Here is a 14,931-nt window from a genome sequence, read left to right as displayed (position 1 = left end):
AGCCGTGCTGGGCTGCGGGCGCGGCAGGCGCCTGGGCTGCGGGCGCGGCCGATAGCGAAGCCTCGCGCGGCCGTGCGTCAGGTCGTGACGCGGCTAGGCAGGTCGTGACGCGGCTAGGCAGGCCGTGACGCGGCTAGTCAGGTCGTGACGCGGCTAGGCGGCGATCCGCTCGCCGATAGACAGGCCTGTCACCGATTGCCGTCGCCGTGGAGCGGCCGCAGGGCAGGGACCACGCCGAATCGCGGTGCCCTGGCGCGAAGCCCGCGGCAGCTCAGAGCAGCCGGTTATCCATCAGATACCGGGCGTACCTTCCCAGCCGGTCCTGGTAGGCAAGTCGAAAGTTGGGCCGGTTCGAATGGGCGGTGCCAGCGGTACCGCCTGCCATATCGGCCAGGGTCGCCAGGAGGAGGTAGGGCAGTGCCTCGACGGGAAGGCCATGGACGGCCATCTCTTTCCTGAACGTGGACCGGGTTACTCGAGCGAGCCAACCTTCACCGAGGAAAGCCCGTTCAAATGCCTCTTCGTGGAGTAGCAGTTTTCGGCCGGCCACCGGCATTGCGCGTGCGTAATAGTTGAGGAAGAGGGTCAGGTCACCCAGCGGGTTGCCGAGCGCCGGCCCACCTTCCCAGTCGATAACACCAATATTCTGGCCTCTGCTCAGACAATTGCTGGGGCCGAGGTCGCCGTGGCACCACACCTGGGGAATAGGAGTTCCGGCAAAATCGTGGCCCGCGCCCTCGACGCGGGACAAGAGCCCGGTCCACTGCTCTGGTCCGTCGGGCAACGTCCGGACAAGCCGTTCATGAATCACATCTGGGTTCAGGAGGTTGGGTGCCGTCGGGGTCGATACGGCGTGAAACCGTCGCAGCCAGTTCACTATGAGGCTATGGTCGCGCTCGGTGCCTCGCGCGCTCTGTAGCAGTCGACGACGAAGGACGGCGTTCAGCGGGATGCCCCCGATGCCGGTCTGCGCCAGTACTAGTTTGTCGCCAACCTGGGCGAGCGCAAGCGGGGCCGGAACCGTACCGTGCAGGGACTCTTTACTGCTCACAGTTGTCAGGTTCGCAAATTCTGCCCGCAGTCGTACCTTGTGTCGTTCAAGGTCGTCGACCTTAAGCACAACGGTCGGAACCCGTTGCCCGGGGGCAAAGAGCAGGTAGATCGCCCGGCCCGGCCAAATGGTGCCGAGGTGGACGACCGACCCGGCTCCTTCGAGGACCCGAGCCACCTGCTCTCCCGGGTCTGGCACATTGGTCGCTACTTCACGAAGCAGGTGGCTCAGCATGACTCTCCCTCGGTCCCGGGTCCGCGTCGGGCTACGAATGCTAGTGCCGGGAAAAGTATGGGGCCAAGCCATGATGGCCGGAGTCGGGCAAGAAGCCGGATCATGACGACGCTCTGGATCGAGTTCGGCAGATAGGCAGAGGTGAAGTACCAGCCGAGCGCCCCTGGGTGATCCAGCGGAACCAGATGTCGCGGCACCCTGAGTTTGTTTCGGATGCCATAGACCTCGATGCCGGAAAACCCTTGTTCCGCGAGTACCTGCTCGCCCTGCGTCCGCGTCAACCCTCCGCGGCCCCGCCTCGAGAAGTGCCGTGCGTTGTGTGCCGCCAGCAGGACTGTACCGCCTGGGCGGACCCAACGGGCAAGGCGCCGGCAGAGCTCGGCTGGCGATTCTTCAGGCATGCCGGGCACTATGGCGTGGTCCACCCGTCCCGCGGCATCGGGGTCGTCGTCAAACTCCGCGGTCACGATGTCGACCTCCCCGTCCTTCAACGAGGTGAGGAGAACTGGCGACACTTTCCCGAACACCGCAACACGTTCGCCGGATTGAATCGGAAGCGCGAAATGCAAAACCCGGGGGGCCCACGTATTCACTGGAGGGTGCCTTTCTCGGGTTAACAAGGTAGATCTCAAGTTACCGTGCCGGCGGTAGCAATGTCGTTCGAAAAATGCATTTTGGTCCTCGAACGACCGGATTCTTTGTGTGACATGTTGAGCTCTTCGGAAGTAGCGCCAGTCCGGCTGTGGTTTCCGACATTTGGTAGGGCCTCCCGGCTATCGGGCAACGCGGGCTTCATTGGCGCGGACCTAGGATGAGAGCGTCGAGATTCCGGCGAGCACTACGGAGGCCCAGGTTGACCACGGTTCTTGCGATCGATGTCGGTGGAACGTCGACCAGAGTCGTCGTGGTCGACTGGCTCGGTGGCTGTCTCGGCCGCGGCAGCGCGCCAGGTGCCAACCCGACCTCGCGCGGAGGCGATGTGGCCGCGAGAAACATCGTCGCCGCAGTCGGGCAGGCCATGTCAGAAACCGCTAATCGCACGGAGATCAGCACAGCGGTTCTGGCAATGGCTGGCTCCCCTGCGCTGCTCGATCTGCCGGCCCTGAGCGCGTCGTTGAAGTCACTGGGGGTCAATTGTGCGCTGCGAATCAGACCCGACAGCGTGGCAGCTTTCGCCTCGGGAGCGTGGGAGGCTGACGGATACGTGCTCAGCGTTGGCACCGGTTCGGTCGCCGCCCGGGTCAAGTCAGGTGAACTCGCCAGGTGTGTGGATGGAATGGGCTGGCTGCTCGGCGACGCCGGGTCCGGATTCTGGATCGGGGCAATGGCCTTGCGCGCGGCGGTCGCGGCGCTCGAGGGCCGATCCGACCCCACCAGCCTGACCAGCCTGGTACTGCAGGATCTGGAAGTCACCGGCAAGCCATTGATCAGCCGACCAGGCCGCGCTCCGGTTCTCGACGAGCTGATCGACACGGTTTATCGAATGCGTCCGGTGGAGGTTGCCAGGCTTGCCCCGCATGCGCTGCAAGCCGCGGCCGATGGCGACCGGGTGGCGCGCGGCATCATCGACAGTGCCGTGCACGAACTACTGACAACCCTGCAGGCGACCTGGGAGCCCGCAACGTCGGCCCCGGCCCACGCAGCTGCGCCGGTTACGCCGGTTGCGCCCGTCCCGGCTTCGCCAAGTCCGCCGGTTACGCCCGTTCGGGATTCGCTAGGTACCGCGGAGATTGACGACGCCGTCCCGGAGAACGCTGCGGCAGGACTCGATGGCCCGGTGGTGCTGTCCGGCAGCATCCTGCACCCGGATCGTTATATCGGCCAGGCCGTGCGGACCGGAATCATCGAGATCGGAATTCCCCCGGCCCAGTTGCGCACAGCCCATGACGGCGTGGTCGGGGCGGCAGTCCTGGCACTACGCGAGGACGGCGTCACCGTCGACGAACGGCTGCACGCCCGGCTGACCGAGTCCATCGCCGCAGCGGTGGCCGACGGCGGTTAAACCGCCGTCGGCGAGCCGCCTCCCTCGGGCTTGCCGCGGCATTTGCAGGAGCCAACTCGCCAGTAATGACCGGGATCTCACTATCTGAGCAGATCTGGGCCGCCACCGGGAGCTAGCACCTGCAAAAGTCCGCCGGGATCAGAGCCTGGCCTCCGCGTACGCCTGCATCGCGTCGCGCACGAAGGCGGCGAACTCTCGGCCATCCCTGCTGTATGTCTTGCCGAAGCGTGGATCGTCGACGTACATCTGACCGAGATTCTTGAAAGCCTCGGCCGAAGGCGGCTTCCCACCCCAGCCGGCCTTGATCCAGTCGTACTGGCGCTGCGCGAGGGTCTGCACCTCATCGCCCGTTACGTCGAGTCCCCGGGCAGAAGCGTCGGCGAAGCCGGCAATCAAGTCGTCCGCCGTCCGCTGATGCTGTCTCCGCTCATCGTCACTCAGTGAGCGCCACCAGCCATCGGCGTCCGCGCAGGCGGCCTTGCCCCAACGCTGTTCAACTTCCTCCTTGTACTGCGTGTGATCAAAACCGTCGAAAGCCTCGCTGGCCATCAGGTCCTCACCCCTTTCCGTCTTGTTGATAGTTGTTGTCACCGACGCAATCTGCCGATCGATCCGCTCCCGTTCCTGATTCAGCAGGCTCAGGTGCTTATGCAGTGCGGCCGCCGGGTCACGTTCTCCGGCGATAACCTCGGCGATGGTGGGCAGTCCCAAGCCGAGCTCACGGAGCAGCAGGATGCGCTGCAACCGGATGAGTGCGGCCTGATCGTAGAAGCGGTAGCCATTGAGCCCGACCCGGGACGGCTTCAACAGCCCGATGCTGTCGTAGTGCCGCAGGGTCCGGCTCGTGGTGCCGGCCGTTCGCACGATGTCGTGCATCGCCCACTCCATGAGCTCTTCCTTCCGTCGGTACTCTTCGACTATTCCGCTTGACGCTACGTCAAAGTCAATACCCGGCGCGCACCTGAAATTCCGGATACCGCAGCGGGTTGAGGGCTGGAAACAGCGACAACATCAGTGCCAGATTCGGTCTGCGGCATCACGCCCGGAATGTTCCCTTTTCTGGCGATCAGCGGCTCGACTCGAGCAGTCGGGTCCGGCGACCAAGAGCTCAGCTGCACTAATCGCCGGGTGGTCGCTGGCGCTGCTGCTTAACCGCGGAGCGCTGTTTCTTGGCGGCCAGTCGACGTTCCCGGGATCCACGGGTGGGCTTGCTTGGACGGCGTTTCGCTGGCTCGGGAGCCAGCGCCGCTCGCACGATGTCGGCGAGCTTCTCGCTGGCAATTTCTCGGTTTCGAAGCTGGGAGCGTCGTTCTGCAGCGCTGACCGTAATGGCGCCGTCGACCAGCCGAGCGGCCAGTCGGTCCATCAGCCGAGTTCGCTGGGCATCGCTAAGCGCAGCCGACGCTGGGATGTTCCAGAACAGTTCGACCCGGCTGTCCGAGGTATTGACATGCTGGCCTCCCGGTCCCGAGGATCGAGAAAATCTCCAGCCGAGCTCCGAGTCCGGGATCGACAGCGAACGGGAGATCTGCAGTGGCATATTGCAAGCGTGGCACAGAAGAGCAGGCAGTCACACCGGATTAGCCGAGTACGACTGGTCACCGTGGTCAACGGAGACCATGCCCCCGAGCGTGGCACGAGACCGGGCAGCGCGCCGGAGTCAGCGCGCCGGAGTCAGCGCGCCGGAGTCAGCGCGCCGGAGTCAGCGCGCCGGAGTCAGACTAGTTGATCAGGTCGTTACGGACGATTGTTTGTTCCCGATCGGGGCCGACACCGATGGCGGAGATCCGCGTTCCGGACATCTTTTCCAGGGCCAGCACGTAGTTTTGCGCGTTGATCGGCAGGTCCTCGAACGTCCGGGCGGCGGTAATGTCTTCCGTCCAGCCGTCGAACTCTTCGTAGATCGGGGTGGCATGGTGGAAGTCCGACTGCGACATCGGCATTTCGTCGTGCCGGACGCCGTCGACGTCGTAGGCAACACACACCGGGATTTTTTCAATGCTGGTCAGGACGTCGAGCTTGGTCAGAAAGTAGTCAGTAAAGCCGTTGACCCGGGAGGCATAACGCGCCAGGACAGCGTCGTACCAACCACAGCGGCGTACCCGGCCGGTGTTGACGCCAACTTCGCCTCCCGTGGTCTGCAGGTAGACGCCCCATTCGTCGAACAGCTCGGTGGGGAACGGGCCGGCGCCAACCCGGGTGGTGTACGCCTTGACTATTCCGAGCACCCGGTCGATCCGGGTCGGGCCGACACCGGATCCTACGCATGAGCCACCGGCCGATGGGTTCGATGACGTCACGAACGGGTAGGTCCCGTGGTCGACGTCGAGCATGGTGGCCTGCCCGCCCTCCATCAGCACGAGCTTGCCCTCGTCCAGGGCGTTGTTCAGCACGAGGGCGCTGTCAACGACCATCGGACGAAGCCGCTCGGCGAACGCCAAGAAGTAGTCGACGATCTCGTCGACCTCGATACCGCGCCGGTTGTAGACCTTGAGCAGCAGCTCGTTCTTCTGCCGCAGGGCACCCTCGACCTTCTGCCGAAGGATCGATTCGTCGAAGATGTCCTGCACCCGAATGCCGAGCCTGGCAACCTTGTCGGCGTAGGACGGCCCGATGCCGCGGCCGGTCGTGCCGATGGCGCGTTTGCCAAGAAAGCGTTCGGTAACCTTGTCCAGCACCTGATGGTACGGAGCAACCAGATGAGCATTGGCCGAAACCAACAGCCGGGACGTGTCAGCACCGCGAGCCTGCAGTCCATCAATTTCCTCGAACAAGGCCTCGAGGTTGACGACCACGCCGTTACCGATGATTGGAACACTATTGGGGCTGAGGATGCCGGCCGGGAGCAGTTTGAGTTCGTACTTGTCACCGCCGACGACCACTGTGTGCCCGGCGTTGTTTCCGCCGTTGGGCTTGACCACGTAATCGACCTGGCTGCCAAGAAGGTCCGTGGCTTTGCCCTTGCCTTCGTCGCCCCACTGAGCACCGACGAGCACGATCGCTGGCATCGAAGTTCACCTCATCTTTGTTGAGTCCGCGCGCAGGGATATCCGCCTGGCTTCCGTTCGGACTTCACAACACAGCCCCTGGCCGGTCAGTTCAAGTTACTGGTCAGCAGGGGCTCTTGCCTAGCTAGTCTACCGAACTCTGCTGGCTAAGCCCCGAACCCGGCTCAGCCGCTGAGTGCCGTGATTGCCTCCGGATCGGAATCACGCAGGAACTTCTCCACTCGCACGGCTTCATCCTGCTCGCCTATTCCGGCTGCGGCCCGGCCGAGAGCGAACAATGCTCGCAGGAACCCACGATTGATTTCGTGGCTCCATGGGACGGGGCCGATGCCGCGCCATCCCGCCTTGCGCAACGCGTCCAGGCCGCGATGGTAACCAACCCGGGCGTAGGCGTAGGAATCGACGAGCCGGCCCTCAGCGTAGGCTTCGTCCGCGAGAACCGCCCAGGCCAGGCAGGATGCCGGTAGCGACGCCGCAATATCGAGCGCCTCTTCGCCGGCGTTCAGCCGTACGGCAACCTCGACATCCGGGTGATCGTCCGGAAGGTAGGTAGGCTGCGGGCCAAGCGACGAAGCATCGAGGTTACCGAGCATGCTCGGATTATTTACTGGCTGTTGACTCATGCGGCCAGTCTATATGCGACGCTTATACAGGACCCTGCAGTTTGTGTATCCGGTAAGGAGGCGGCGTGACCGGGACAGCCGACGAGACTGCCACACCGCTCGGGCTCGAAGAGGACGCGCTTGTCGCGCGTGCCCAGGACGGCGATCTTGACGCCTTCGAGCGGCTCGTCGACGCCTACCAGGGCCGAATTTTCCGGCTTGGCTACCGGATGCTGGCGAACCGCGAGGAAGCGGAGGATGTCGTGCAGGACACGCTCATCGCGGCCTGGCGGAAACTCCCAACCCTGGCTAGCCCGGGAGCATTCAGCGGCTGGGTCTACCAGGTCGCCACCAACCGATGCTTTGACCTGCTGCGGCAGCGATCCACCCGCCCGTCCGACGCCACCGATCCAAGCGACCTGGTGGAGGCTGCCAATTCAGACCTCCCGACTCGGTCCGCGGGTTCTTCGGACCCGGCGCACGAGGCGGAGATCACGGCACAAATGACTGATCTGGCCAGGCTCTTGAAGAAGATCCCTCCGGAACAAAGGGCGTGCTGGCTACTGCGCGAGGTCCATGGCAGGTCCTACGCTGAGATAGCTCATATTTTGTCGATCGAGCAGTCGACCGTACGCGGCCGGATCGCGCGCGCACGAATCCAACTAGCTGAAGGGATGACCCCATGGCGCTAGATGATGTACCCCGCTTGGGGTGCGGCACCGCGATCGACGAGCTGTGGAGAAATATCGATGCCCCACCCACAGCCCACGGGCTGGACTGCCAGCAGTGCCAGGCTGCACGGGCCAGTCTGCAGCGGCTCGCAGACGCCACCCACGAGTTCCGGACCGGGGACGCCGCGTCCGATTCACTCGTCCCGCACCGGAGCGTCAAGGACGCCATAATGAGTGTCGCCCGGGCGGAGGTTCGCCGGGGACGGAGGATCCCGCTGCGCCGCACGCCCTCCGGGGAGATCCAGATCAGCGAGCAGACCATCGCGTCGGTGATCCGGTTCGCGGCCGACACAGTTCCCGGCGTTCACGCCCGCAGATGCTCGATCGAGTCGCCGGGCACCGAAGCAGATCAGGATCACCTGCCGCAGGGGAAGATCGACATATCGCTTCGAGTGTCGGTGTCGTCGGGACAGTCAATCCCGACGATCGTTTCCACGCTGCGGGATCGAATAGTGACCGTGGTCAGCGCGCAAATCGGAATCACCGCCCGCACCATCGATGTAGTAGTTGAGGATATTTACGATGTCTGACACTCCGGTCAGCGGCGAAACCGACAGCCGCGAACGGCTCGCCGCCGTAATAGCCCAGACCGTCCTGGACACGGCCGGCGTGATCCGCCTGGAACCTACGCTGAAGAACGCGATTTCCCGGCTCAACGCGCGCGCCGCGAGGGAAGCCGCCGCCCGGCTGAACAGTGTGCCGTCGGTGGATCGGGGCGGGCAGGACGGCATTCTGCTCAGTCTTCATCAGGATGGCGCCGATGTCGTCATCGACATCGCGACCGATGCTCGCTACACCGCCCTGGAGATCGCAGAACAGGTGCAGGGCCGGATCGCTCACGTGCTAAGTGAAAGCGGCGTCGGCAGAACGCAGGTCAAGGTGTCGATCCTGGCGATAGAAAAGGCAGCGAACGCCCTGCACTGAGCGTGGGTCAGAGCGCGATTGCGATGCAAACGACGTACGATCGCGCTCACGCTTTGCTCGGTCAGGCCTCGTCTGACTGAACCGGAAGTTCAAAGTCCGATGACAACTTGAGAACGCCGCCGCCATCTTGCGATGGCGACGGCGTCCTGCAGCGTGTTCGGCTGACCGCCTAAAAGTGCGTGTTGGCGCGATCCAGGTCTTCTGCGAAATCGACCTCGACGGCGTAGTACTTGCTGATGTCGACAGGCGCGAATTTGGCGCCGTCGTGCTGAATGATCAGCTCGATACCACCCTCGAAGTACTCCTGCTCGTCGACTTCTTCCAGCCGCTTGATCAGTGGCTTCTTGTCCTTGGCAGACACGTAGTTGATGCCGACAGCTTCGCCCAAGCCGCCGACGACCTTCTTCGAGAGCTCTTTGATGTAGCCCTCGTCGTCGACCGTGTACTTGACCTCTTCTTCGGAGACCTTCTCGGTGTTCACCGAGATGAATGACTCGTCCTTGTCGATGTATGGCTTAAGCGCCCCGAGGATCTGCGGGTCGTAAACGACATCGCCATTCATCCAGAGCACGCCGCCATCACCGGAGTTCTTCAGCGCCTTCAGCAGGCTCTTGGACGTGTTGGTCTGATCGTAGTTCTCGTTGTAAACGAACGATGCCTGCGGGAACCGTTCGATGATCATCTCGAGCTTGAAGCCCACGACGATCGTCAGTCGGTAGTCTTCGCCGAATCCTGAATCCAGGTTCTCGATCTGCTGCTGCATGATGCTGCGGCCATCGTTGAGCTCCGTGAGCGGCTTGGGGTTTGGACGGGCCAGGCGGGTGCCCATACCTGCGGCGAGGATTACAGCTTGAAGTGGCATGGCTCCAAGGTTAACGCAGAGTGTCGGGATTATCAGGTTTCCCGCCGCAAAGCCGTCACCAAGACCGCCAGGTGCACGAAGCCGCCTCAGGTACACCGAGCCGCCAGGTACACCGAGCCGCCTCAGGTCAAACTGCCCGGACCCGCAGACTGAGATTGCCGTTCACCGTGCGATAGGCCTCCCGCCCCGCAGCCGGGCCCGGACAATGCACCTCCGCCGGAATGCCGACCCGGGAGCGGATGTCGTGGCCTTCCACCGGGATCGAGAAATGCAGGTCGTAAGTTCCGTTCTCGTTCAGCTCCGAGACCGGGATGCCGGCCCGGAAGCTCCGCCGCGGCCCCGCGGTGGCCGGCGTCTCCGCGGTGGGCGGCGATGGCGGCAGCGTACGTCCGGATTCGCGGTGCGTGACCAGCAGGACGCCGTCGCCCAGCGCGGCCTGCTGCGGGAGGACATCCAGCTCGATGACCAAGGCAAACTCCTCGTGATCACGGCTGATCGTGCGGATCCGCGCGGAGGTCTGTGGCGTCACTGGTCCGCCGTCACGGCGCAGGATTCCCTCCAGGTCGCCTTGCCGAATCAGCGCGGTGAGCGCGGCGGATGGCGGATGCATCCGGGCTTCCAGCTCGGGCGGAATCCATCGCTCGGCGAATTCCCGGTGTGCCTCGAGCCACTCGCGCTTAAGCTGCAAGCTGTAGCCGCGGAACCGCTCCGGCCGGTAGATCTTCAGGCACTTCATTGCGAAGAGGGTCAGGATCAGCTCCTCCCGCTCCCGTTTGTCCGCGACGCCATCGGCGATGATCTGAGCGATTCGATTCACCGAACTCACGTAGACCGCGCCGCCAAGCCCGCCGGAACTGATGTTGCTCCCCTCGGTGCGTCGCCGCAGGTAGTAGTAGTTGTATCCGGCAAGGATGGAGACCCGGTGCGCCTTCAGATACACCTGTGACAGGAAGATCCCGTCCTCAAGCCGCACCTTGCCCTCCGGAAACCGCAGCGCGTTGGATTCCACCAGGTCACGGCGGATGAGCTTATGTGGTGTGAAGGTCTTGAATGCCAATGACAGCGGCGCATCCACCCGGGTCCGCAGGTAGATCCGAGACGGTATGCCGCGCCCGGCAAGCCCGATCATCTCCGGCAGTACAACGTCTGAGTGATGGATGTTGGCGAAATCGACAAGGCGTCTCAAGGATTTTTTGCCGAGGATGTCGTCCGCATCGGCAAAAAAGAGGTAGCGGCCGGTCGCCCGCTCCATGCCGCGATTACGCGGTGTGCCAGGCCAGCCGCTGTTCGCCTGATGAATAACGCTGAAGTTGGTGTTTCGGTCCGCGAAGCTATCGGCGACGGCAACGGTGCCATCGGTTGATCCGTCGTCGACGACTATCACCTCGAACCGGGACGAGTCCAGATCCTGAGCCTCCAGGCTTGCCAGAAGTGCTTCGAAGTACGGCATGCCGTTGTACACCGGAACGATGAGGGAAACCTCGACTCCGTCAGCCGGAGGCAGCGGATCCAGGTGTGGATCCGGCTTTACCGAAAGATTCGACGACAGCGCAATCGCACGTCGCACCGCCGGATAGAGCACCTTCTTGATCTGCATAGGTGCCTGCCAACTCCTCGAATCGGGCTCACATTTCAGCCCACGCTAGCAGCGTTGACGCGGCCTGGGAGTGCCTGACACAGCGAGCCACCAGGCTCCCCGCGTAACCGAGGCGGCTTCGGTAGGATTAGGCACTACCCAATGTGCTCGATTTGGAATCCTCGAAAAAGAAGTGGCGGTCAGTTGCCGACGTCTGCACAGCATTCAACTACCTTTCCTCCCGGAAAACAGTTCGCACTGACCTGGTCTGTGCAGACCACTTTTGGCGGAATGACGAACGTCCTCTTGCACAGAAGCCGGGCATTCAAGCGCCTTGCCGGGTCGAATGTCGACATCCTCACCTTCGACGGCGACACCGACTATGGCGTGGTCCGGCGGACGCTGGAAGCTCGCGGGGACCTCGACCCAGGTATCCAGATCCGCAACATGTGGGAAGAACTCCGCGCGGCCAGCGATAGCGCGCTGGGCAAGAAGCTCTTCCAGGTGCGGCATCGCAACAAGCATTTCGCTCCACTCGGCAAAGGCACCGGAGACAATTCCCTGAAGCGCACCAGGCTCGCCGATGACGGTGAGACCGTGCGCCAGGTCGATTACTTTCGGGCAGACGGCTCTTTGCTGGTGTCAGACCGGCGGGATGTGCCCGGAAAACACAAACGCAATGTGACGCTGTGCGACCATGCGGGCAAGCCCCTGCATAGCTGGACCCGGGTGAGCGACCTCTACTACTTTTGGCTCGATAAAGTCATTGGTGACGACGTCGCCTACCTGACGATCGATTCGAAAACTGTCGCCAACTTCATGTATCAGTATCGACGCGACAATGCAGCGACCATCTACTTGCTGCACAACAGCCACCTGACGGCAGGCGAACCCGCTCCGTATGGACGACTAACCGCCTCGCGGCTTGCCGGACTTCAGCACCTCGACGAATTCGATGCTGTCGCCACACTCACCTCGGCGCAGCATCGCGATCTCACGGGGTTGCTTGGCGACGGCGGCAACCTTCATGTGATCCCGAATTCCCGATCACTCCCCGACGTGGAGGAAAGCGACGGAGGCCGGGAGCGTACCAAGGGCGTTGTGGTAGCGAGACTTTCTTCGACCAAGCGACTCAACCACGCGATTCAGGTGATCGCCAACCTGGAGCAGGATCTCCGGCTGGATATCTACGGTTCCGGCAGCCGGCACGCTTCCCTGCAATCCCTGATCAACAAGCTCGGCGTGCAGGATTCCGTGAAGCTCTGGGGCCACCGCGACGGCGCGGCGGAAGCATTTCAATCCGCGTCATTCACGATGCTGACCAGCAAGTTCGAAGGTTTCGGCTTGACACTGGTCGAGGCGATGGCCGTCGGATGTATCCCGTTTGCATACGATGTCAAATACGGGCCAAGCGACATCATCGAAGACGGCGTGAGTGGATTCGTCATCGACTTCGGTGACGCTGCGGCAATGACTGAGGCGCTCAAGTCGTTCCTGGCTAAACCGGAACATGAGGTGGCGGCGATGCGAGAGGCCGCCCGTAGGCGAGCACGGCTGTTCGCGGACGATGAGGTCGTCCGGCGCTGGGGCGGGATGTTTACCCAGCTCGAAGGTCAAAAACAACCGGTGCGCGGCTTCGATGTCCGGATCAAGTCGGCAGACATTCGGAGCACCGCCAACGGCGAGCTCGTGGTCGAAGTCGAGGCAGCGTCGAGCCGGTCGCTTGAGGCACCGATCGCCCACATCTGTTTCCTCGGCCGCGCAAGCGATGTGGCGATCCGCGAACTAACCGAGGCTGAGCCGGTTTCATCGGGTCGAACCGCCGCGACGTACAAAGCCGTGATCGCTGCCGAAAAGTATCAGTGGCCGGAAACCGGGATACTGGATTTGTTCCTCGATATCCGGGATTCTTCCGGGTTCGCTCGGACCAGAATCACAGCCTCCAAGTCAAACACTGGAAAGCAGCTTGCCGAGAACGTCAGCAGCTATGCGACGAAGTATGGCAATCTGAGCCTTCGCTTCCGTGCAGATGCGGACTGACGCATCCGTCATCTGCGCGAAAACCAATGAACCCGGAGTTGAGATTGTCCGAACACCAACCGTCCGAAACGTCGTTCCCCGACTGCCAGCACTTCGCCCTGACCTGGAGCATCCCGGAGTCTTATGCCGGGATGACCTCTGCCCTACTGCGGCGCAGCAGGAGCTTCGTGCAGGAGTACGGCGCGGCCACGGACGTTCTGACCTTCGATTCCGACACCGACTACGCAGTGACCAGGAAAGTTGTTGCCGATCGCGGCGACGTGATTCAGGGCGTCCGGATTCGGAACATGTGGGAAGAGCTCCGACAGTTCTCGAACCACCAGCTCGGCCGGAAGCTGTTCGAGCGCGTCGAAGCGCCATTCTTCTCTCCACTGGCGCCAGGCGAGGGTGTTGTCGCCGGAAAGCTGAAGCGGACTCGCAGTAATGATGCTGGCGCGATCGTGCAGGCGGATCATTTCCGCGATGACGGAACACTGCTCGTTTCGGACCGGCGCGATGTTTCGGACAAGAGCTGGCCGTCCCAGCGTGTGGTGACGCTCTGCGACCGGCAGGGACGCCCGGTTCATACCTGGGATTCGCCGCGGCCACTCTATTTCTTCTGGCTGGACTCGGTCGTCCGAAAAGATCCATCGGTGATGATCGTCGACTCGAAAACAGTTGGAAATTTCCTGCACGAGTACAAGCGCCATAACGTCGTGACGCTGTATCTTCTGCACAATACGCACTTCAAGAAGGGCGGAAGCTCGTCCGTGGATGTGATCAGCGCGCTTCGGGGACCGGCGCTCAGAGCCATGGATCACTACGACGGTGTGATCGCGCTGACGGCGAGCCAAAAGGGCGACCTCGGGTATCTGCTCGGCGACGGCGGAAATCTGCATGTGGTCGGTAATGCGACGGAAGGCCCACGGCTGGCTTCCACAGATCGGGTGGCTAACTCGGGCGTAATGCTCGCGCGGCTCACCCCTAACAAGCGAGTAGAGCACGGAATCAAGGCAGTCGCGGCCCTAAGGAGCCGGCATCCGCGGGCGACGACCCTCGACATTTTCGGTCACGGGGAGATCGAAGCCGAGATCGCATCACTCATCGACGGGCTGGGGCCGGACAGCGGCATCCAGCTCCGGGGCTACCAGCCGAACGCGAAAGACGCCTTCGCGACTGCCGATTACTCCCTGCTGACCAGCCGATTCGAAGGCTTCGGTCTCGTCCTGGTGGAAAGCATGGCTGCCGGCTGCATACCCATCGCCTATGACATCCGCTATGGGCCTGCCGACATCATTACGCACGGGGTGGATGGCTACTTGGTCGAACCGGGAAACATCGACGAGTTGGCAGCAACCATCCGGGAGTTCCTTTCGCTAACCGAGACCCGAAAAGCGGAAATGCGCGAAGCCGCCAGAAAGCGGGTGCTCGATTTCTCCGATCAGCGGATAGCCGCCCGCTGGTCAGAGGTGATGTTTACCGCGATCGAACAAAAGCGCCCGCCAGAACCGCTGGAGCTGACCGCGTCGCCGGCCATCCTCGAGTTCGCCGCGGACGACACAGTCAGGGTAAGGGTCCGGGTCACGTTCGACCGTCCCACTGTCGGCACGCCCATCTTCCATCTGGTGCTGCGTGGGCGGGAAACGGGCGCATTCATCCGGCATACCGCTCGATCCGTCCGGGTCGCGGGAGCGCCAAACTCATTCGACGTCCGAGCGGACGTTCCGCCGGCCAAGTATCAATGGGTTGCGCGGGACGTGCTGGACCTGTCCGTGGACGTCAGGGACTCAGCCGGAGCCGCTCGGCTCCGGCTGCACGCGCCGCATGACGTCGGCGCAAGCGACCACTATGGCGAGAGCCATGGGGGTGCGCTCGCCTACATCACCAACCTGGGAAACATCAGCCTGCGGATGCACTGAGCG

The 14,931-nt window shown here is 62.9% G+C and carries 14 protein-coding genes; 6 read left to right on the top strand and 8 right to left on the bottom strand.

Features of this window, described 5'->3' with window-relative positions:
- Window positions 1–271 precede the first annotated feature (271 nt).
- Window positions 272–1,285, bottom strand: coding sequence for a phosphotransferase family protein (locus tag LWF01_RS00745; protein ID WP_349639127.1), 1,014 nt, complete (start codon window positions 1,283–1,285; stop codon window positions 272–274).
- Entirely contained in the window at window positions 1,279–1,878 is a 600-nt protein-coding gene (locus LWF01_RS00740) for a class I SAM-dependent methyltransferase (RefSeq protein ID WP_349639126.1), read from the bottom strand. Before LWF01_RS00740 ends, LWF01_RS00745 begins: the two co-directional genes overlap by 7 nt.
- A gap of 260 nt (window positions 1,879–2,138) precedes the next feature.
- Between LWF01_RS00740 and LWF01_RS00735 the strand changes: the two genes are divergently transcribed.
- Window positions 2,139–3,287, top strand: coding sequence for an N-acetylglucosamine kinase (locus tag LWF01_RS00735; protein WP_349639125.1), 1,149 nt, complete (start codon window positions 2,139–2,141; stop codon window positions 3,285–3,287).
- Window positions 3,288–3,425: 138 nt separating this feature from the next.
- Here LWF01_RS00735 and LWF01_RS00730 read toward each other — a convergent pair whose 3' ends face one another.
- The 4 genes from LWF01_RS00730 to LWF01_RS00715 all read right to left on the bottom strand — a co-directional run bounded on the left by LWF01_RS00730 (window position 3,426) and on the right by LWF01_RS00715 (window position 6,918).
- Window positions 3,426–4,175 carry a MerR family transcriptional regulator gene (locus LWF01_RS00730; RefSeq protein WP_349639124.1) on the bottom strand — a complete coding sequence of 250 codons (750 nt, stop codon included), beginning with the start codon at window positions 4,173–4,175 and terminating at the stop codon, window positions 3,426–3,428.
- 229 nt (window positions 4,176–4,404) lie between these two features.
- Window positions 4,405–4,827, bottom strand: coding sequence for an alternative ribosome rescue aminoacyl-tRNA hydrolase ArfB (arfB, locus tag LWF01_RS00725; protein WP_349639123.1), 423 nt, complete (start codon window positions 4,825–4,827; stop codon window positions 4,405–4,407).
- Window positions 4,828–5,008: 181 nt separating this feature from the next.
- Complete coding sequence (locus tag LWF01_RS00720; RefSeq protein WP_349639122.1) at window positions 5,009–6,295, bottom strand: adenylosuccinate synthase; 1,287 nt, start codon at window positions 6,293–6,295, stop codon at window positions 5,009–5,011.
- 164 nt (window positions 6,296–6,459) lie between these two features.
- Window positions 6,460–6,918 carry a DUF3151 domain-containing protein gene (locus LWF01_RS00715; RefSeq protein WP_349639121.1) on the bottom strand — a complete coding sequence of 153 codons (459 nt, stop codon included), beginning with the start codon at window positions 6,916–6,918 and terminating at the stop codon, window positions 6,460–6,462.
- A gap of 65 nt (window positions 6,919–6,983) precedes the next feature.
- On the opposite strand from LWF01_RS00715, the gene LWF01_RS00710 reads away from it, so the two are divergent.
- The 3 genes from LWF01_RS00710 to LWF01_RS00700 are packed head-to-tail and all read left to right on the top strand — an operon-like array spanning window position 6,984 to window position 8,552.
- Window positions 6,984–7,589, top strand: a complete 606-nt coding sequence (locus LWF01_RS00710) for an RNA polymerase sigma factor (protein ID WP_349639120.1) — start codon at window positions 6,984–6,986, stop codon at window positions 7,587–7,589.
- The gene (locus LWF01_RS00705; RefSeq protein WP_349639119.1) at window positions 7,580–8,158 is read left to right on the top strand and encodes an Asp23/Gls24 family envelope stress response protein; all 579 of its coding nucleotides are present in this window, start codon (window positions 7,580–7,582) and stop codon (window positions 8,156–8,158) included. The genes LWF01_RS00710 and LWF01_RS00705 overlap by 10 nt, the downstream gene beginning before the upstream one ends.
- On the top strand, window positions 8,151–8,552 hold the full coding sequence (locus LWF01_RS00700; protein ID WP_349639118.1) for a hypothetical protein: 402 nt from the start codon (window positions 8,151–8,153) through the stop codon (window positions 8,550–8,552). Before LWF01_RS00705 ends, LWF01_RS00700 begins: the two co-directional genes overlap by 8 nt.
- A 169-nt stretch (window positions 8,553–8,721) precedes the next feature.
- Here LWF01_RS00700 and LWF01_RS00695 read toward each other — a convergent pair whose 3' ends face one another.
- Window positions 8,722–9,414, bottom strand: coding sequence for a phosphocholine cytidylyltransferase family protein (locus tag LWF01_RS00695; protein ID WP_349639117.1), 693 nt, complete (start codon window positions 9,412–9,414; stop codon window positions 8,722–8,724).
- A gap of 127 nt (window positions 9,415–9,541) precedes the next feature.
- Window positions 9,542–11,011, bottom strand: coding sequence for a glycosyltransferase (locus LWF01_RS00690; RefSeq protein WP_349639116.1), 1,470 nt, complete (start codon window positions 11,009–11,011; stop codon window positions 9,542–9,544).
- A gap of 270 nt (window positions 11,012–11,281) precedes the next feature.
- Between LWF01_RS00690 and LWF01_RS00685 the strand changes: the two genes are divergently transcribed.
- Window positions 11,282–13,030 carry a glycosyltransferase gene (locus LWF01_RS00685; RefSeq protein WP_349639115.1) on the top strand — a complete coding sequence of 583 codons (1,749 nt, stop codon included), beginning with the start codon at window positions 11,282–11,284 and terminating at the stop codon, window positions 13,028–13,030.
- Window positions 13,031–13,074: 44 nt separating this feature from the next.
- Entirely contained in the window at window positions 13,075–14,928 is a 1,854-nt protein-coding gene (locus tag LWF01_RS00680; protein WP_349639114.1) for a glycosyltransferase, read from the top strand.
- Window positions 14,929–14,931 lie beyond the last annotated feature (3 nt).

It is taken from the genome of Saxibacter everestensis, from assembly GCF_025787225.1.
GTDB lineage: Bacteria > Actinomycetota > Actinomycetes > Actinomycetales > Brevibacteriaceae > Saxibacter > Saxibacter everestensis.
This window is presented reverse-complemented; position numbering and strand designations above follow the sequence as displayed.